This is a genomic window from Rahnella aceris, from assembly GCF_011684115.1.
Lineage (GTDB): Bacteria > Pseudomonadota > Gammaproteobacteria > Enterobacterales > Enterobacteriaceae > Rahnella > Rahnella aceris.
Map to the genome: position 1 here is coordinate 1,618,203 of NZ_JAADJV010000001.1, position 18,828 is coordinate 1,637,030.

Consider the following 18,828-nt stretch of genomic DNA (forward strand, 5'->3'; position numbering starts at 1 on the left):
ATGGCAACTCTGAATCTGAAGTTGCCTGCTAAACCCCCTCCCAGCCTCCCCCTTCGCAGGGGGAGGAGCAAAAAATTACTTAAACTGTGCCTGATTAAAAATCAGTGAGCCGTCGGCCAGCATGTAGACGCCGGAAAGGTCTTTGCTCTTACCGACCAGGTTGTCCGGCACGCCGAGATAGGCCACCGGCGCATCTGCCCACAGCAGTTTTTGCGCATCGGCATAGGCGGCTTTACGTTTTTCCACATCAGCCGTTTGCAGACCGGCGGTGATCGCCGCATCAACCTGCTTGTTGCTGTAATAAGAGACGTTATAGGCAGAAGGGATCCAGGATTCGGTGGCAAACAGCGGACGCAACGCCCAGTCTGCATCGCCGGTAGAGGCCGACCATGCGCCGTAGTACATTTCCACTTTGGCATCCGCCGGTTTCGGTGTGCTCCACAGACGCTGGTTAAGCGAACCGGGATCCATCGGCACCAGTTTGACGCGCACGCCGATCAGTGAAAGTTGTTGTTTCAGGAACTGCGCACTGCGGATACGGTCGGTTTTGTTCGAGCTCCACATTTCAACGTCGAAGCCCTTCTCATAACCGGCTTCTTTCATCAGCGCTTTGGCTTTAGCGATGTTATAGCTGTAATCCGGCGTGGTTTGTTTCTGATAGAACTGAACGTTTTTCGGCAGCGGCGAGGTGGACGGCGAACCCAGACCGGCGAAACCGACTTTCAGCCACAGATTACGGTCAATAGCGTAGTTAATCGCCTGACGGACACGCACGTCAGAGAACTCTTTTTTCTGCGTATTGAAGGCGATGTAATACAGATAGATGCCCGGATCCTGCGCAATATCCAGCTTCGGATCGCTCTTCACGGTATCCACCAGATCGGACGGCAGCGGATACACCGCGTCCACGCCGCCGGACTTCAGTTTCGCCACCTGCGTGGAATCTTCCGGCGTCGGGTAAAGCGTGACGGAATCTACTTTCGGCCAGCCTTTCTGCCAGTAGTTGTCGTATTTCACCAGTTTGACGTCTTTACCCTGCTGCCATTCCACAAACTTAAACGGACCAGTGCCGACCGGATGCACACTCAGATCCTGTTCGTTCGGGTATTGCTTTAACGATGCCGGGCTGTGCATCACCGCTGACGGGTGCGCCAGGGTGTTGATCATCGCACCAAACGGTTTGTTGAGGGTGATTTTTACCTGATACGGACTGACCACATCAACGGATTTGATCATGCTGAACAGCGAGTTACGTTTCAGATGATTGGCCGGATTGGCCAGCCGATCCAGGTTGGCTTTTACCGCATCAGCATTGAACGGCGTGCCGTCCTGGAAAGTCACATCGTGGCGAAGATTAACGGTGAATTCGGTCGCATCGCTGTTACTGGTGTAATCCGTCGCCAGCACCGGCACAACGGCCATTTTGCTGTCGAACTGGAACAGGCGTTCAAAAATACCGCTCTGAATGGAATAACTCAGGGTATCGGTGGTGTCGTGCGGGTCAAAACCGGTCACGTCGGCATACATGGAAATACGCAGATCTTTGGCCTGAGCCGACGCCGCAAAACAAAGCGCCAGTCCGGCGGCAAGCAGGCTTTTACGCACTAAGGTCGAATGCATGGTGTTCTCCTGTGTGTCCCAAAAAAGAATGTTGAGTTATCCCTGTGCAACCCAGTGATGTTCACTGACGCGGGAATATTTGAGTTTTTCTATCTGTACACCCGCCGGATGCACCGGCGATTTCACTTCCACATCATCAAAATTGCGTAAAACACGTTGCGTCGGATCCGCCACCGGTACCGAACTGAGCAGGCGTTGGGTATATGGGTGTTTAGGATTACTAAACACGGCATCACGCGGGCCAATCTCGACAATCTGTCCGCTGTACATCACCGCCACCCGGTTGGCGATCCGCTCCACCACCGCCATGTCATGTGAAATAAACAGCCAGGCAACGCCGGTATCACGCTGAAGATCCATCATCAGATTGACCACCTGCGCCTGAATCGATACATCCAGCGCAGACACGGCCTCGTCGGCAATAATCACCTGTGGCTGCAATGCCATGGCACGCGCGATGGCAATACGCTGACGTTGCCCGCCGGAGAATTCGTGCGGATAGCGCCGCGCATGGAAAGGTTCAAGTCCGACACTTTTCAGCAGCTGATTGACCACCGGCGTGGCATCAGCCAGAGACTTTTTCAGGCCATGCAGTAATAAAGGTTCGGCAATGGAAAACCCGACGGTCAGACGCGGATTGAGCGAGGCGTAGGGATCCTGAAACACCATCTGGATCTGACGACGGACAGCCTGAAACGGGGTGTCGCGCATCAGGGTAATTTCTTTACCTTCGAGGTGAATGCTTTCGGATTCGCTGCCCACCAGCCGCAAAATCGCGCGACCGGTAGTGGATTTGCCGCAACCGCTCTCGCCTACCAGTGCCAGCGTTTCGCCCGGCCAGATAGAGAAGTCGATTTGTTCAACGGCGTGAACTTCTTTGGTCACGCGTGACAACACGCCGGAGCGGATCGGGTAACAGACACGCAACCCGCGCACATCGAGCAACGGCGGCGCATCGTAGTTGGCGGTTTTCTGATCGCCATCACCCGCTGAAATGTGAGGATGATCACCTGCAACCGATTGCTTTTCTGGCGAAATATTTTGGCCGGTTTTATCTCTTAACAGCGGGAAGCGGCGCGGCCATTTCAGCCCCTGCATGTCGCCCAGTTTCGGTACGGCGGCCAGCAAGGCGCGGGTATAAGGATGCTGTGCGTTGGCGAAAATTTCCGTCACACTGCCCTGCTCCACCACCTGGCCCTGATACATCACCACCACCCGATCGGCAATTTCCGCCACCACGCCCATGTCATGGGTGATAAACAGAACCGACATATCGGTGCCCTGTTGCAGGTCGCGCAGAATTTGCAGGATACGCGCCTGTACCGTGACATCCAGCGCCGTCGTGGGTTCGTCGGCAATCAGCAGCGCCGGATCGCAGGCCAGCGCCTGCGCAATCATCACGCGCTGACGCATGCCACCGGAAAGTTCATGCGGGTAACATTTAAGGATACGTTCAACGTCAGGAATACGAACCTGTTTCAGCAGCTCGCGGGCTTTGTTCAGCGCCGTGGCTTTATTCGCCATGCCGTGATCCAGCAGCCCTTCCGTAAGCTGATCGCCTACACGCAGCACCGGATTGAGCGAGGTCATCGGCTCCTGAAAAATCATCGACATTTCCTGCCCGCGCAGTTTGCGGCGCGATTCTGCCGACAGCGACGTCAGGGTATGACATTCGCCGTTGCGGCCAAAAAACTCGATACTTCCCGCATCGACGTGCGCCGAATCCGGCAGCAAACCCATGACACTCAGTGAAGTGACGGACTTACCGGATCCGCTTTCGCCCACCACCGCCACCACTTCACCTTTATTAATAGAGAAGGAAACGCCTTTCAGCGCCTGCGTTTTGCCTTGCCGGCCGGAAAATGTCACCGACAAATCGTTAATCTGCAAAATGGGCACTGTCATCAATAAACGCCTCCTTTATAAGTTGAACTGTTAAAGCCAGACTTCACCGTTTTCATAGCGCAATGCCGGTTCAGCGTCCTGCGCCAGCCAGATCGGGCCATCAAGATCGACACGTTCCGCCTGCACCGCTACCGGCAGCGCCGCCTCCATCGCAATGGATGAGCCCAGCATGCAACCGACCATAATGCGCAGATTGAACTGCCGAGCCACATCGGTCATGGCCAGCGCTTCTGTCAGGCCACCACATTTGTCGAGCTTGATATTGATCATCTCGTAACGGTCGCGCAGCCCTGCAATATCCGCACGCTCATGACAGCTTTCGTCGGCGCAGACAGGAACAGGATGCAAACAACGCACCAGATCTTTGTCATTACCGGCAGGAAGGGGTTGTTCGATCATCGCCACGTTGAATTCATGCAGCGCCTGAAACAGGCTGCCGAGATCCAAACCCAGCCAGGATTCGTTAGCGTCCACCACCAGCGTAGCCTGCGGTGCCGTGGCGCGGATGGCGGCCACTTTCTCGATAATCTGCTCGCGGTCGAGTTTGATTTTCAGCAACTTCGCGCCACCGGCAACTGCCACGGCGGCGGCATTGGCCATATTTTCCAGCGAATCCAGACTCAGGGTTTCGGCGGTAATCACCGAAACAGGCTTAGGCATATCAAGCAGTTGCCACAGGTCTTTGCCCTGTTTTGCCGCATCGAGACGCCACATTGCACAATCGAGGGCATTGCGCGCTGAGCCAACCGGCAACGCCTGTTGCAGCGCCTCGCGGCTCAGTCCCTGTTCCACCTGCGGACGGATAAGTTCCAGTTGCTCGCCAACGCTGTGCGGGGATTCCTGATAATGTGCGGTCGGTGTGCATTCCCCGACGGCGGTAAATTCACCGTCCGTCAGGTAAACACGTACCACCGTGACGGCGGTGCGGATACCACGGGAAATCGCAAATGGTTTTGCCAGCGGCAGTTCGACGGACTGGAAAGTCATCTGGATCATCAGGTGTTTTCCTTGATCCATTGCGCGATATTTTTGATACCGAAACGCACCGGATCGGTGGCCGGTACGCCGAATTCTTCGCTGATTTCCGCCAGCGCGATTTTGGCTTCTTCTTCACTGACGGAGGAGGTGTTAAGCGAGAAACCGGCGAGTCTTACGCCAGGGCTGGTCAGGCTGGCTGCCGCCAGATTGGTATCGAGACACTGGCGCAGCGTGGGCATAAACTGATGTGGCAGATGGCGCATGTGCGGACGACCAAGCTCGTGACACATCACTAATAAATGTGCCTGTGCGCCATGAATCAATCCCATGCTGACACCGGCAAAAGACGGATGATACAGCGAGCCCTGACCTTCAATGATGTCCCAGTGATCGTCATCGTTCGCCGGGGAAAGCGCTTCGACAGCACCGGAAATGAAGTCGGCAATCACCGCATCAATGGCAATACCGGCACCGGCCACCAGCACACCGGTCTGGCCGGTAGCGCGGAAATCAGCGTTCAAATCCAGCTCACGCATGGCCGCTTCAAGCGCCAGCGAGGTGTACATTTTGCCGACCGAGCAATCTGTGCCGACAGTCAGAATGCGTTTGCCGCTACGTTTCATGCCGGTGCCGGTATCCAGCGCCGGTTGCATGTGGCGCACATCGAACAGTTGCACATTATTTTCAGCGGCCAGCGCAACCAGCTCAGGGATGTCGTTCAGCCCCTGATGCAGACCGTTCGCCACATTCAGACCGGCGCTGATGGCCGCTTTGATCGAATCAATCCAGTGTGCTGGTAATTTACCGCCTGAATTTGCGGTGCCCAGCACCATGGTTTTCGCGCCCTGCGCTTTCGCCGTGGCGATATCCAGATCCGGCAACCCTAAGGACACAGAATCCGTTGCCAGACGAATTTGTCCGACACAAGCTTCAGGACGCCAGACGTGAATACCGCGCGCTGTTTTCGCCGCCAGCGGATCCATCACATCACCAAGAAATAAAAGATACGGCTTTGGAATTTGCTGCATGTCAGTTTCTCCGGGGTCTATTTTTTTGAATGGGGTTTTAATCAGACTGCAGAGAATATTCCACGGGAGAAACCGGCTGACGAATACTTGTTTGGGTCTGGGGTATAACCTTAGGCTATAGAGTTAGATATATGAATTTATTGTGGTTATTTGAGAAGAGAAACGGGGGCGGCCTGGGAGGCATTACACGAAATCACAGGTATAAAAAAAGGCAGAGCCAATGAACTCTGCCTTTGCGATTACCTTTTTCAGACACAGAATGGGGTAATAATTTAGTTCACTAACTTAGAAGCGGTAAGTCAGTGCTACAGCAACGATGTCGTCAGAGCTTACGCCCAGTTTGTTGTTGTCATCGATCTGGTTGATCATGTAGTCAACATAGGTGTACATGTTTTTGTTGAAGTAGTAAGTCGCACCGATTTCGAAGTATTTAACCAGGTCCGCATCACCCACACCTTCAACATCTTTCGCTTTAGACTGCACGTAACCGATTGAAGGACGCAGACCGTTTTCGAACTGATACTGCGCAACTAACTCATAACCCTGAGTTTTGTTAGCGTAGCCGCTCGTGGAGCCCACGGTGACTGGCGCCTGGTTACGGGTTTCGTTGTACATCGCTGCCAGATAAATCTGGTGAGCGTCATATTTCAGGCCAGTTGCCCATGCAGAAGCTTTGTCGCCAGCACCGATTGTGGCGTTGGTTTGTGCGTTAGTACGGTCAGAAGAAGAACCCGCAATAACTGCACCGATGCCGGAACCTGCGATATCTTCATAATCGATGGATGCGCCGTAACCGTCGCCGTTGCCTTTAGACGCTGAACGACCGTCGTTTTCGTTTTTACCCTGGTATTGCAGGGCGATGTTCAGGCCGGTAACCAGACCGAAGAAGTCCTGGTTACGGTAAGTTGCCAGACCACTTGAACGACCCACCATGAAGTTGTCATTGTTAGCAGTATCACCACCAAACTCAGGCAGCATATCGGTGAAGCCCAGTGCGTCGTAAACCACACCGTAGTTACGACCGAAATCGATAGAACCGAAATCTTTCACTTTCAGACCCGCAAAGCCCAGACGGGTTTTATTGCCCAGGTCGCCCTGAGATTCTGCGTGGTTAGCCTGAATGTTATATTCCCACTGGCCATAACCGGTCAGTGTGTCGTTAATTTGAGTTTCGCCTTTAAAGCCCAGACGCGCATAAGTCATGTCGCCGTCAGAACTTTTATCATCGGAGAAATAATGCTTAGCGGTTACACGACCATACAGGTCCAGTTTGTTACCGTCTTTATTATAGATTTCACTCGCGTTTGCGGTAGATCCCACTGCAATTAAAGAGACCGCTAAGGCCAACACACTGCGCTTCATCATTATTTAAGTTTCCTTGATTTTTTATAAAGGAGTTCTCATGCCCGCTTTCTTTTATATATCTGGAATATCGGGCTGTGAGTATTTGTACATGTTTTGAAATACGTCTGTCTGTAAAACGATTCGAACCTTAACACTGAGCACGAAAAGTTAAAATGGAAAAGTTCGCCTCATTAAGTCTTTTTTGCGTAAAGAGTTGTAACATAATATTTCTGTTATAAGCCGCTAACCCCCTGATTATATGCGCTTTTAGCATAACGTTTTGCACCATAACGGTGCGGTGCATTTTTTTGGTGCAAAACAGGTCTCGCATTGTAAAGTTATTGCAACCGAGATCACCTTTATCAAAAGGTTTTTATCTGTTAACAATCGTTAATGAATTAAGGAGGAATTTAGACGCGTTGCATTTAAATGGTGCATAGCAGGGTAATTATCACAAGGGTAAGTTCATTATCACATTAATAGAAAAAGCAGCCATAAGATTTTTGTACTACGCAATTTTTTTCGAATTAGGATTTTCGCTAAAGATATTGAGCAAAATAAAGTCAAATTAAAGGAAATAATAATGACCTGCGTGATTGAATTGAACGAAAGTGAATATTTTTACCTGCCCGAATCGCATCATTTTTATTCAAAACGGGCTTTTACTAAAAAGAAAATATTAAAAGAGAGGGCAGACTTGAGAAGGATAGGGAAATTTTTAGGGAGACTTTACTTTTGAGTGGCGATTATTTCGCCGTTCCAACCCTCTCCTTTGCAGGAGAGGGTACAAAAATTAACGGAACTGTGCGGCGTGGAGTTGTGCATAACGCCCCTGATGAGCCAGCAGTGATTCATGCGTACCCTGCTCAACAATGCCTTCTTTATCGACCACGATAATACGGTCAGCGTTCTGAATCGTCGCCAGACGATGGGCAATCACCAGCGTGGTCCGGCCCTCAGAAAGCTCCGCCAGCGACTGCTGGATAGCCTGCTCGGTGGCAGTATCCAGTGCAGACGTGGCTTCGTCGAGGATCAGGATTGGCGGGTTTTTCAGGAAAATCCGCGCAATCGACAGGCGTTGCTTCTGCCCGCCGGAAAGCTTCACGCCCCGCTCGCCAATCACCGTGTCCATGCCCAGCGGCAGTGCGTCAATGACGTCATCAAGGCGTGCGCGGCTGGCAGCCAGGCGGATTTCTGCTTCGCTGGCACCGAGCTTACCGTACGCAATGTTCTCGCGGATCGTCCCGCCAAACAGGAACACATCCTGCTGCACGATGCCGATGTTATGACGCAACGAGGTCTGCGTCATGTCGCGGATATCAATGCCATCGATGGTGATACTGCCGCTGTCCAGCTCATAAAAACGGGGCAGCAGCGAACACAAGGTGGTTTTTCCCGCACCGGAAGGCCCGACGAATGCCAGTGTTTCTCCGGCATTAATAGAAAGCGTGATGCCATTGAGAATTTTGCTGACTGACGTATAGCCGAACACCACGTTGTCATAATGAATATCGCCGCGCAGATGGCTGACCACCTGAGCGCCCGGCCGGTCCGTGATATCCGGCGCGGTATCAATAAGCTGCGTGAAGCGTTTGAAACCAGCAATCCCTTTCGGATAGCTTTCCAGTACCGAACTGATTTTTGCCACCGGACGGAAAAACACTTCCACCAGCAGCAGGAACCCCACGAATCCGCCGTAAGTCAGCTGATCATTAATCACGTACCAGGTTCCGGCGACCATCACGATCAACTGAACCAGACGCGTACTCAGATAGCTCAGCGTCAGGCTGGCAGTCATGATCTGATAGGCTTTCAGTTTCGTCGTGCGGTAATTATCGTTGTCAGAAGCAAACAGTTTTTGCTCATGCGCTTCGTTAGCGAAGGCTTTCACCACACGAATGCCGCCGATGCTTTCTTCTATACGTGCGTTAAAATTACCCACCTGGCCGAACAGGCGCCGCCAGGTTTCAGTCATCTGCGCACCGTAGCGGCTGACCATCCAGGTCATCGCGGGCACAATAATGATGGTCATCAGCGCCAGCTGGACATGCACCGTCGCCATCAGAATGAACGCGCCGATAAAGGTCATCACCGCGATAAATACATCCTCCGGCCCGTGGTGTGCCACTTCGCCCACTTCCTCCAGATCCTTGGTGACATGGGTAATGATGTGACCGGTTTTGGTATTGTCGTAATAACGGAATGACAGTTTCTGCAGATGGCTGAACGCTTCGCGACGCATGTCGGTTTCAATCCCGACGCCCAGCGCATGTCCCCAGTAGTTGACGATCGCCATCAGCGCAGTATTGAACAGATAAATCAGCAACAGACCGACCGTCGCGCCGATAATCAGCACCCAGTCGTGTGCGGGCAGCAACTTATCGATGAAGGTTTTGATCGCCATCGGAAAGCCCAGTTCCAGCAATCCGGCCAGAATGGCGCACCCGAAGTCGAGGAAGAACAGTTTTTTATAGGGCGCGTAATAAGAGAAGAAACGGCGGAGCATCAGACATCCTCATAGAAACGACCCGGAGGCGGGCAAGTCCGTCAGTCTAAATGAAAATGGTTATCGATAAAGATAATTTTAGACTCGCCCGCCGCAATATCGTTTTTACAGGACGTTGCGCACGCCGCTCAAAATCACGTCAAAGACCGCATTCAGCGCCTGCCAGGCTATCTCTGCGCTGATCGCTTCATAGGTGGTCAGCACTGCCACGAAAGTGGATTTTTGAGTCGCCAGCAAAGATTCATACTCCCCCGAACGGAAACTGCCTTTGCCCTTTTCAATCTCCCATGTCAGCTGAAGTAAGGCTTCAATCTGCGGGACGGCACTGCTTGCCACCGTATTCCAGTTTGCGCCCAGTGAAGCTTTTGCCGCATTGATTGCGCGGTCTCTTAAATCAAAAATATCACTCATCCTGTTCACCTTTATTATTTTTGCGATGTGCCTGAGCCATTTTTTAATACCCGCTCATACGTCAGCATTGACTGCATAATCACGGAAACCTGTTTACGCTGAATAGCGATATACGCCGGAGAATCCTGTTGCGAACAATGCTGCTTTTTATATTTGATCTGATAGAAGATATTTCTCAGGCCGAATATCTGCTGATCAATCGCAGGATTGTTATTTAAGGCTTTGGTGCGGGATTCAATCAACGCCAGATCGGTTTCCGCGGAATTGAAGAACTGACTGTCGGGTTCAGAAAGGGGAGAAATCAGTGAAAGTGTTTGCCCTGCCACCACGGGCGCAGCCTGGCATGCAACCACCGGCACGGCGGGTTGCGTATTGTCAGCCATTGCCTGCGCAGTCCAGGTCACAAATTGCCGGTCAGCTTTAATTTCGAATTCGGTAATTTGATTATCTAACGTCAGGTCGTACTGATGTGTGGAACACGCGGTCATTGTCATCACGACAATAAACATCGCGACGCTGAATTTAATGATTGATTTCAAAATGCCTCTCCTGTGATGAATTCCGAAGGTGGGCATTATTCCATTGCCCCTGCCTTCAAAAAATTAGTCACAAGAGAGAAACGGCGCAATCAACCGGTAAATCATTTTCAATAAATGATGGCGTCATTTTTATCATTAAAATAAATAAGCGATGAGAGATTATTTCCAGGTTAAAAACGTTCGCGTCTGTACACAGCGACAACCGTAACGCTCCCTCCCATCCTCCCCCTTCGCAGGGGGAGGAGCCGTCTTCCGTTGACGTTAATTACCGGCTCGTCGCTTCCACCGCCATGTTCACATAAATCGCCCGCAATTTTGCGGCGACGGCACCTGGTTTTCCGTCCCCGACCGGCTTACCGTCCAGTGCGATCACCGGCCAGATGAAGGTCGTTGCCGAGCTGATAAAGATCTCCCGCGCATTTTGTGCTTCATCGAGCGTGAACGGGCGTTCCTCGAAGCGAATATCATGATGCTTCGCCAGTTCCAGCAGCGCCTGACGGGTGATGCCATGCAGAATGTGCGTGCTCAGCGGGCGGGTGATCAGCGTGCCATCAGCATCTACGATCCAGGCATTGCTGGAACTGGCTTCGGTGATCAGGCCGTTTTCGATCAGTAAGGCGTCATCGGCATTATGCTGATGGGCATACTCTTTCGCCAGACACGGAGCCAGCAGACCCACGGTTTTGATGTCACGACGCTGCCAGCGGATATCCTCAACGGAGACCATGCGAATACCGCTTTTCGATTTGGGGTGATCTATCAGCGGCCGCGCCTGGGTAAACATCAGAAAAGTTGGCGTTACGCTTTCGCCGGGGAAATCAAAATCACGGTCACCGCTGTTGCCGCGGCTGATTTGCAGATACACCGCCCCTTCCACCAGATGGTTTTCAGCAATCAGACGCTTTTGCAGGGTCTCAATATCGCTGAGCGCGCAAGGCAGACGCAGATTCAGCGCCTGACAGGAACGTGCAAGCCGCGCCAGATGTGCCGCGTTGTCGAGCAGACGGCCATTCAGTACGGCGCTGACTTCATAGACGGCATCAGCAAATAAGAAACCGCGATCAAATACCGACACCTTCGCGTCATGCTCGGCAACAAACTCCCCGTTAAGGTATACCGTTCTGGTCATGTTATTTTTCCTGGCCAACGTTGATTAGGATTTTTATTAGCTGTAAGACGACTGAAAGCATAAATTGCGTGAAAACTGAGCAGCAGATGTTGATGCAACGCAGGTTTCCGGCACACCAGACATAAAAAAAAGCGCCCTGATGAGCGCTGATGCGGTATGGAGCGAAAGATCAGAGTTCGCCTTTTTTCTTTTTGTTACGGATAACTAACCAGCTGATCAGCGCCATCACGCAGCCGATAAAGATAAACCAGATGCCGAGCATCAGTTGCGGTGCCATTTCTCCTGGCGGAGTTTCAGGGCTGCCGACCACTAAACCGTGGATAGTGGCAACAATGCCGATAACCAGCAAGATCAGGCTGTTGCGAAGTAAACGGCGGGCTACGGTCATAGGTTGTCTTGGGGTGGCCATCAGATGCGTCCTTGAGCAATAAAATAAAGATAAGGGCGCATAATAGCGCCCTTCGTTTTTATGTCAAAATTGCCAGATCACAATCATGCAGGTCAATCAGCGACGATTACGCACCAGCTGATAACGGCGGGTGAGATATTCCACCGGCGCGCTCCAGATATGCACCAGGCGGCAGAACGGGAACAACAGGAATAGCGTCATCCCCAGCACCAGATGCACGCGGAAGATAAACGCCACGCCATCCAGATGCGCTGCCGCACCGCCACGGAAGGTCACCACGGACTGCGCCCAGCCGACCAGTTTCATCATTTCACTGCCGTCCATATGCTGCGCGGAGAACGGAATGGTACTCAGCCCGAGGGCACATTGAACCACCAGCAGAATGATGATCATGATGTCACCAAAACTGGAGGTCGCCCGCACGCGCTCGTTGCTCAGACGACGCCACACCAGCATGCCGCCGCCGATCAGGGTCATCAGGCCACAGGCCCCCCCCGCCCACATTGCCATCTGCTGTTTCACCGGCACCGGCAGAAAGGATTCATACATCCAGTGCGGCGTCAGCATACCGAAGGCATGTCCTGCGAAAATACCGAGAATACCGACGTGGAACAAAGGCGAGGCAATACGCAGCGTTTTTTTCTCCAGCAACTGGCTGGAACCGGCGCGCCAGCTGTACTGGCCATAGTCGTAACGCAACCAGCTGCCGACCAGAAATACCGTGCCGCACAGGTAGGGATAGATATTGAAAAAGAAGTTGTTGAGGAAGTCGGTCATTTGCGTGGTTCCCCCGCAGGCATTTCATCAAGGTTCAGATACTGAGGTGCGACCGCACCAGCGAAACGTTTCTGGTGCGCAGTCTCATCGCCCGACGCACAACTTTGCTCGCCGAGGAACTTGATTTGCTCCTCTTCCCATACCGCATCCAGCGCGGCGGGTGTGTCATCACGGGCTTCCTGTCTGATACCTTCGCGCACCGTTTCGGTCGCGATATCACTGCCAGACAGCGCCAGCAGCAGATCAAACAATTCAGCGTAATGACTGTCCCGCTCCTGCATGCGGGCGCTGAGTAACGCCAGAATCGGTGCGATATCACGCAGCCCTTCCCGCGCCTGATTTTCATCACGCGTGGTCAGGTATTCCAGATACAGTGGCAGGTAATCCGGCAGCTCGCGGCTGTCGATTTCCAGCCCGGCTTCACGGTATTGCCCCATCAGATCGACCATCGCCTGACCACGGTCACGGGATTCGCCGTGCACATGTTCAAACAACAGCAGCGAGGTGGCGCGACCACGATCGAACAAACCGGTATACGCCGATTGTGCATCCAGCAAATCCTGCTTACAGAACGCCGTGATATACAGCGCCAGATCAAGGCGCTGCTCCTGAGTCAGTTCCGGGGAATCTGCCACCGCTTCCAGCAGTTCAGGCTGGTGTTGCCACAACTCTTCGGACGGGTAATCAAGCAGTAAGCCTGTCAGTCGTAAACTGTTCATCAGCGGTTCCTTTCGGTTTTCGCGCCGATGTCGATGGCATCGATGCGTTTACTGTTGAACAGGTTGAATTTGCTGTCGCTGCCGTGGCAGCCGTCGCCGAAGCTGAAACCACAACCTTTGGCTTCCGGGAAGGCTTCACGCGCCTGTTCACGATGGCTGGATGGCACCACGAAACGATCTTCGTAGTTGGCAATCGCCAGATAGCGGTACATTTCTTCCGCCTGTGCCGCAGACAATCCGACCTGTTCCAGCGCGCTGGTGTCCGTTACGCCATCAACCGTTTCAGCACGTTTGAAATGACGCATCGCCAGCATACGTTTCAGGGCGCGCAGCACCGGTGCGGTGTCCCCTGCGGTCAGCAGGTTCGCCAGATATTCCACCGGAATACGCAGGCTTTCGACGTCCGGCAGCACGCCGCTGTGCGGTAAAGCACCGGCATCGGCGGCAGACTGAATCGGAGACAGCGGCGGCACGTACCAGACCATCGGCAGCGTGCGGTATTCAGGATGCAGCGGCAGCGCCAGCTTCCATTCGATCGCCATTTTGTAGACCGGCGACTGACGCGCGGCGTCCATTACCGACAGAGGAATACCGTCTTTTTCGGCCTGCGCCATCACTTCAGGATCGTTCGGATCGAGGAAGATACTCATCTGGCTTTCGTACAGGTCTTTCTCGTTCTCAACTGACGCGGCTTCGCCGATACGGTCGGCGTCATATAACACCACGCCGAGATAGCGGATGCGGCCGACGCAGGTTTCGGAACACACCGTTGGCTGGCCCGCTTCGATGCGCGGATAACAGAAAATACATTTTTCTGACTTGCCGCTTTTCCAGTTGAAGTAGATTTTTTTGTACGGGCAGCCGGTCAGGCACATGCGCCAGCCACGGCATTTGTCCTGGTCGATCAGCACGATGCCGTCTTCGCCACGTTTGTAGATCGCCCCGCTCGGACAGGTCGCCACACACGCCGGATTCAGACAGTGTTCGCACAGACGTGGCAGGTAGGCCATAAAGGTGTTTTCGAACTCGCCGTACATCTCTTTCTGCATGTTGGCGAAGTTCTGGTCGGCAGAACGTTTGCTGAACTCAGTGCCCAGATCGTCTTCCCAGTTCGGGCCGCCGGTAATTTTCTTCATGCGTTTGCCGGTCAGCAGCGAACGCGGACGCGCCACCGGCTGATGTTTACCGTCTTTCGCGGTATGCAGATGCTGATAATCAAAATCAAACGGCTCGTAATAATCATCGATTTCCGGCATATGCGGGTTGGCAAAGATTTTATGCAACAGGTTGGCTTTATTGCCCATGCGCGGCTGCAGTTTGCCGTTGATTTTGCGGATCCAGCCGCCCTTCCATTTTTCCTGGTTTTCCCAGTCGTGCGGATAACCCAGACCCGGTTTGGTTTCCACGTTATTGAACCACGCGTATTCCATCCCTTCGCGACTGGTCCAGACGTTTTTACAGGTCACGGAACAGGTGTGGCAGCCAATGCATTTATCGAGATTCAGCACCATGCCGACTTGTGAACGAATTTTCATTTGGCTTTCTCCTGTTGCACGGCGTCCTGCACGTAGTCATTGCCTTCATCGTCTAACCAGTCGATGCGGTTCATTTTGCGCACAATCACAAATTCATCGCGGTTAGAACCGACCGTGCCGTAGTAGTTGAAGCCGTAGGCCAGTTGCGCATAACCGCCGATCATATGGGTCGGTTTCGGGCAAACGCGGGTGACGGAGTTGTGAATACCACCGCGCTGCTGGCTGATTTCGGATCCCGGAATATTCACGATGCGTTCCTGTGCGTGATACATCATGGTCATCCCCGCTGGTACACGCTGGCTGACCACCGCACGGGCGCTCAGTGAGCCGTTGGCGTTAAACGCTTCGATCCAGTCGTTGTCCTCGATACCTAACTGTTTCGCATCGTCTTCACTCAGCCAGACAATCGGACCGCCGCGACCTAAGGTCAGCATCAGCAGGTTGTCGCTGTAGGTGGAGTGAATACCCCATTTCTGGTGCGGCGTCAGGAAGTTCAGTGCCATTTCCGGATTACCGTTCGGCTTCGCATTCAGCAACGGTTGCGCCGCGCGGGTGTCGATTGGCGGACGGTACACCAGCAGGCTTTCACCGAAGGCGCGCATCCACGCGTGATCCTGATAAATCTGCTGACGGCCGGACAGCGTGCGCCATGGAATCAACTCGTGCACGTTGGTGTAACAGGCGTTGTAAGAAACGTGTTCATCTTCCAGACCAGACCATGTCGGGCTGGAGATAATTTTGCGCGGCTGCGCCTGAATATCGCGGAAGCGGATTTTCTCGTCTTCTTTATTCAGCGCCAGATGCGTGTGGTCGCGACCGGTATTCTGGCTCAGCGCTGCCCAGGCTTTCACCGCCACCTGACCGTTGGTTTCCGGTGCCAGCGTCAGGATGACTTCGGCTGCATCAATCGCGGTGTTGATCATCGGCTGGCCTTTCGCCGCGCCATCCGCTTTGGTGTAGTTCAGTTTTTTCAGCAAATCGACTTCGCTGTCGGTATTCCAGCTAATGCCTTTACCGCCGTTACCGAGTTTTTCCAGCAACGGACCGACGGAAGTGAAACGCTCATAGGTGTTCGGATAATCACGTTCAACGGCCATCAGATGCGGGGCGGTGCGCCCCGGGATCAGCTCACATTCGCCTTTTTTCCAGTCTTCCACACCAAACGGCTGCGCCAGTTCAGCGGCGGAATCATGCTGGATAGGCAACGTCACCATATCGGTTTCGACACCCAGATGGCCGACGCATACGCGGGAGAATTCTTTGGCGATACCTTTGTAGATTTCCCAGTCACTTTTTGAATCCCAGGCCGGATCAACAGCCGCGGACAGCGGATGAATAAACGGATGCATATCCGAGGTATTCATGTCGTCTTTTTCGTACCAGGTGGCGGTTGGCAGCACGATGTCGGAATACAGACAGGTGCTGGACATACGGAAATCAAGCGTCACCACCAGATCCAGTTTGCCTTCGCCGCCCTGCGCCTGCCATTCGACTTCTTCCGGCATCACGCCGCCCTGAATGCCTAAATCATCACCCTGAATACCGTGTTCGGTGCCCAGCAGATACTTCAGCATGTACTCGTGGCCTTTACCGGAAGAGCCCAGCAGGTTGGAGCGCCAGACGAACAGGTTGCGCGGGAAGTTTTGCGGATTGTCCGGCTGTTCAGCCGCGAAACGCACGCTGCCGTCTTTCAGGGCTGCCACGGTAAAATCTGCTGGCGATAAACCGGCGGCCTTTGCCTGTTGTGCAATGTGCAACGGGTTAACGTTGAGCTGCGGCGCAGACGGCAGCCAGCCCATACGCTCGGCGCGCACGTTGTAGTCGATCATGCTGCCCGTGAATTTGGATTTATCCGCCAGCGGCGACAACAACTCCTGCGGCGCGACGGTTTCGTAACGCCACTGGCTGGAATGGTTGTAGAAGAACGAGGTGCTGTTCATCTGGCGCGGCGGACGCTGCCAGTCCAGACCAAACGCCAGCGGCTGCCAGCCGGTTTGCGGACGCAGTTTTTCCTGCCCGACATAGTGTGCCCAGCCGCCACCGCTCTGACCGACGCAACCGCAGAAGATCAGCATGTTGATCAGGCCGCGGTAGTTCATGTCGAGGTGATACCAGTGGTTCATCCCGGCACCGACGATAATCATCGAACGGCCATGGGTTTTGTTGGCGTTATCGGCAAATTCGTGCGCGATGCGCTCGATGTTCTGCTGAGAAACACCCGTGATTTTTTCTGCCCAGGCTGGCGTGTAGGCTTTGATTTCGTCGTAGCCTTGCGCGCAGTTTTCGTCATTCAGACCGCGCTCAATGCCGTAGTTCGCCAGTGTCAGGTCGTAAACACTGGCCACCAGACCGGTACTGCCATCTGCCAGTTGCAGGCGTTTGACCGGCAATTTGTGCATCAGAATTTCATCCAGCGCCACGCTGTTGAAATGCTCACTGACCGCGCCGCCAAAATACGGATAGCCAACATTCACGACCTCATCATGATCATCAAGCAGGCTCAGCTTCAGGCTGACGTCTTTACCGTCTTGCCCCTCGCGGGATTCCAGATTCCACTTGCCTTTTTCACCCCAGCGGTAACCGATCGAACCTAACGGCGAGACCAGTTCGCCGGTGTTTTCGTCGAAGGCGATGGTTTTCCACTGCGGGTTATTTTCCTGACCAAGATTGTCCACCAGATCAGAGGCACGCAACATACGGCCTGCAGCATAAGAACCGTCTTCACGCGGTTCAAGCATCACCAGCATTGGCATATCGGTGTAGCGGCGCACGTAGTCAGTGAAATACTGACTTGGATTGTCGATGTGGAAGGATTTGAGGATCACATGGCCCATTGCCAGCGCCAGCGCGCTGTCGGTACCTTGTTTCGGTGCCAGCCACTGGTCACAAATCTTGGCGATTTCAGCGTAATCCGGCGTAATCGCGACGGTTTTGGTGCCTTTGTAACGCACTTCGGTAAAGAAGTGGGCATCCGGCGTACGGGTCTGCGGAACGTTGGAGCCCCAGGCGATAATATACGAAGAGTTGTACCAGTCAGCGGATTCAGGGACATCCGTCTGCTCGCCCCACGTCTGCGGAGAAGCCGGTGGCAAATCGCAATACCAGTCGTAGAAACTCAGACAAACGCCGCCGATCAAAGAAAGATAACGCGCGCCGGAAGCGTAAGACACCATCGACATCGCCGGAATTGGCGAGAAACCGATAATACGGTCCGGGCCGAAGGTTTTGGCGGTATACACGTTGGAAGCGGCGATCAGCTCATTCACTTCCTGCCAGCTTGAACGCACAAAACCACCGCGACCACGTGCCGCTTTGTATTCTTTGGCTTTTTCCGGTTGATTCACAATCGAGCCCCAGGCATCGACCGGATCGCTGTAATTCAGTTTGGCCTCGCGCCATAACTGGATCAGCTTTTTGCGCATCAGCGGATATTTCAGGCGGTTAGCACTGTAGAGATACCAGGAATAACTGGCACCACGCGGACAGCCGCGCGGCTCGTGGTTTGGCAAGTCCGGACGGGTGCGCGGATAATCAGTTTGCTGAGTTTCCCAGGTCACCAGACCATTTTTGACGTAAATCTTCCAGCTACATGAACCGGTGCAGTTCACACCATGCGTGGAACGGACCACTTTGTCATGCTGCCAGCGGCTGCGGTAACCGTCTTCCCAGTCGCGATTGGTATTCAGCGTCTGGCCGTGGCCGTCAGCAAAAGGTTCAGCTAGCTGTTTGAAATAGCGAAACCGGTCAAGAAACTTGCTCATCCGGAACTCTCCTGTGCAAAGGCTTATTTGCGCTTTGTCATTATGTGAATGGCGGGGAATACAACTACATTGCTCAATATGGGCTCAGGGTATGCACGCGCGGGAGCCGTCTACTTGATTGCGATCAACGCCTTCGCGTCATGTATTTATTTACATAACGCCAGATA

Annotated in this window: 14 protein-coding genes; all 14 read right to left on the reverse strand. The window is 53.4% G+C overall.

Annotated elements, in window-relative coordinates:
- Positions 1-75 precede the first annotated feature (75 nt).
- The 14 genes from GW591_RS07220 to GW591_RS07285 all read right to left on the reverse strand — a co-directional run bounded on the left by GW591_RS07220 (position 76) and on the right by GW591_RS07285 (position 18,661).
- A complete protein-coding gene (locus GW591_RS07220; protein WP_166860418.1) occupies positions 76-1,620 on the reverse strand; it encodes a glutathione ABC transporter substrate-binding protein in 1,545 nt (514 codons plus the stop codon).
- A gap of 36 nt (positions 1,621-1,656) precedes the next feature.
- Positions 1,657-3,525, reverse strand: a complete 1,869-nt coding sequence (locus GW591_RS07225) for an ABC transporter ATP-binding protein (RefSeq protein ID WP_112198689.1) — start codon at positions 3,523-3,525, stop codon at positions 1,657-1,659.
- A gap of 30 nt (positions 3,526-3,555) precedes the next feature.
- On the reverse strand, positions 3,556-4,521 hold the full coding sequence (dgcA, locus tag GW591_RS07230) for an N-acetyl-D-Glu racemase DgcA (protein WP_166860420.1): 966 nt from the start codon (positions 4,519-4,521) through the stop codon (positions 3,556-3,558).
- Positions 4,521-5,531 (reverse strand): N-acetyltransferase DgcN, encoded by a 1,011-nt coding sequence (dgcN, locus tag GW591_RS07235; RefSeq protein ID WP_166860422.1) that lies wholly within the window; start codon positions 5,529-5,531, stop codon positions 4,521-4,523. The genes dgcA and dgcN overlap by 1 nt, the downstream gene beginning before the upstream one ends.
- 285 nt (positions 5,532-5,816) lie before the next feature.
- Positions 5,817-6,896 carry a porin gene (locus GW591_RS07240; protein ID WP_013575739.1) on the reverse strand — a complete coding sequence of 360 codons (1,080 nt, stop codon included), beginning with the start codon at positions 6,894-6,896 and terminating at the stop codon, positions 5,817-5,819.
- A gap of 772 nt (positions 6,897-7,668) precedes the next feature.
- The gene (locus tag GW591_RS07245) at positions 7,669-9,381 is read right to left on the reverse strand and encodes an ABC transporter ATP-binding protein (protein ID WP_166860424.1); all 1,713 of its coding nucleotides are present in this window, start codon (positions 9,379-9,381) and stop codon (positions 7,669-7,671) included.
- 105 nt (positions 9,382-9,486) lie between these two features.
- Positions 9,487-9,792: a hypothetical protein gene (locus tag GW591_RS07250; RefSeq protein WP_013575742.1), complete on the reverse strand. Its 306-nt coding sequence runs from the start codon at positions 9,790-9,792 to the stop codon at positions 9,487-9,489.
- A 14-nt stretch (positions 9,793-9,806) separates the two neighbouring features.
- Positions 9,807-10,331 (reverse strand): hypothetical protein, encoded by a 525-nt coding sequence (locus tag GW591_RS07255; RefSeq protein WP_225444886.1) that lies wholly within the window; start codon positions 10,329-10,331, stop codon positions 9,807-9,809.
- 265 nt (positions 10,332-10,596) lie between these two features.
- Positions 10,597-11,460 (reverse strand): D-amino-acid transaminase, encoded by an 864-nt coding sequence (locus GW591_RS07260; RefSeq protein ID WP_121019259.1) that lies wholly within the window; start codon positions 11,458-11,460, stop codon positions 10,597-10,599.
- A gap of 169 nt (positions 11,461-11,629) precedes the next feature.
- The gene (locus GW591_RS07265; protein ID WP_013575745.1) at positions 11,630-11,869 is read right to left on the reverse strand and encodes a hypothetical protein; all 240 of its coding nucleotides are present in this window, start codon (positions 11,867-11,869) and stop codon (positions 11,630-11,632) included.
- A gap of 96 nt (positions 11,870-11,965) precedes the next feature.
- On the reverse strand, positions 11,966-12,646 hold the full coding sequence (narI, locus tag GW591_RS07270) for a respiratory nitrate reductase subunit gamma (protein ID WP_013575746.1): 681 nt from the start codon (positions 12,644-12,646) through the stop codon (positions 11,966-11,968).
- Positions 12,643-13,365 carry a nitrate reductase molybdenum cofactor assembly chaperone gene (gene narJ, locus GW591_RS07275; RefSeq protein ID WP_126124938.1) on the reverse strand — a complete coding sequence of 241 codons (723 nt, stop codon included), beginning with the start codon at positions 13,363-13,365 and terminating at the stop codon, positions 12,643-12,645. Before narJ ends, narI begins: the two co-directional genes overlap by 4 nt.
- Positions 13,365-14,900, reverse strand: coding sequence for a nitrate reductase subunit beta (gene narH / locus GW591_RS07280; protein WP_037034411.1), 1,536 nt, complete (start codon positions 14,898-14,900; stop codon positions 13,365-13,367). The genes narJ and narH overlap by 1 nt, the downstream gene beginning before the upstream one ends.
- Positions 14,897-18,661, reverse strand: a complete 3,765-nt coding sequence (locus GW591_RS07285) for a nitrate reductase subunit alpha (protein ID WP_112152550.1) — start codon at positions 18,659-18,661, stop codon at positions 14,897-14,899. The genes narH and GW591_RS07285 overlap by 4 nt, the downstream gene beginning before the upstream one ends.
- Between the last annotated feature and the right edge of the window lie 167 nt (positions 18,662-18,828).

What these genes read in the sequence shown, in the direction of transcription:
- GW591_RS07240 (WP_013575739.1), bottom strand. Translation starts at nt 6,896, where the DNA reads ATGATGAAGCGCAGTGTGTTGGCCTTAGCGGTCTCTTTAATTGCAGTG.
- GW591_RS07245 (WP_166860424.1), bottom strand. Translation starts at nt 9,381, where the DNA reads ATGCTCCGCCGTTTCTTCTCTTATTACGCGCCCTATAAAAAACTGTTC.
- GW591_RS07250 (WP_013575742.1), bottom strand. Translation starts at nt 9,792, where the DNA reads ATGAGTGATATTTTTGATTTAAGAGACCGCGCAATCAATGCGGCAAAA.
- GW591_RS07285 (WP_112152550.1), bottom strand. Translation starts at nt 18,661, where the DNA reads ATGAGCAAGTTTCTTGACCGGTTTCGCTATTTCAAACAGCTAGCTGAA.
- dgcA (WP_166860420.1), bottom strand. Translation starts at nt 4,521, where the DNA reads ATGATCCAGATGACTTTCCAGTCCGTCGAACTGCCGCTGGCAAAACCA.
- narI (WP_013575746.1), bottom strand. Translation starts at nt 12,646, where the DNA reads ATGACCGACTTCCTCAACAACTTCTTTTTCAATATCTATCCCTACCTG.
- GW591_RS07225 (WP_112198689.1), bottom strand. Translation starts at nt 3,525, where the DNA reads ATGACAGTGCCCATTTTGCAGATTAACGATTTGTCGGTGACATTTTCC.
- GW591_RS07265 (WP_013575745.1), bottom strand. Translation starts at nt 11,869, where the DNA reads ATGGCCACCCCAAGACAACCTATGACCGTAGCCCGCCGTTTACTTCGC.
- dgcN (WP_166860422.1), bottom strand. Translation starts at nt 5,531, where the DNA reads ATGCAGCAAATTCCAAAGCCGTATCTTTTATTTCTTGGTGATGTGATG.
- narH (WP_037034411.1), bottom strand. Translation starts at nt 14,900, where the DNA reads ATGAAAATTCGTTCACAAGTCGGCATGGTGCTGAATCTCGATAAATGC.
- GW591_RS07260 (WP_121019259.1), bottom strand. Translation starts at nt 11,460, where the DNA reads ATGACCAGAACGGTATACCTTAACGGGGAGTTTGTTGCCGAGCATGAC.
- GW591_RS07220 (WP_166860418.1), bottom strand. Translation starts at nt 1,620, where the DNA reads ATGCATTCGACCTTAGTGCGTAAAAGCCTGCTTGCCGCCGGACTGGCG.
- narJ (WP_126124938.1), bottom strand. Translation starts at nt 13,365, where the DNA reads ATGAACAGTTTACGACTGACAGGCTTACTGCTTGATTACCCGTCCGAA.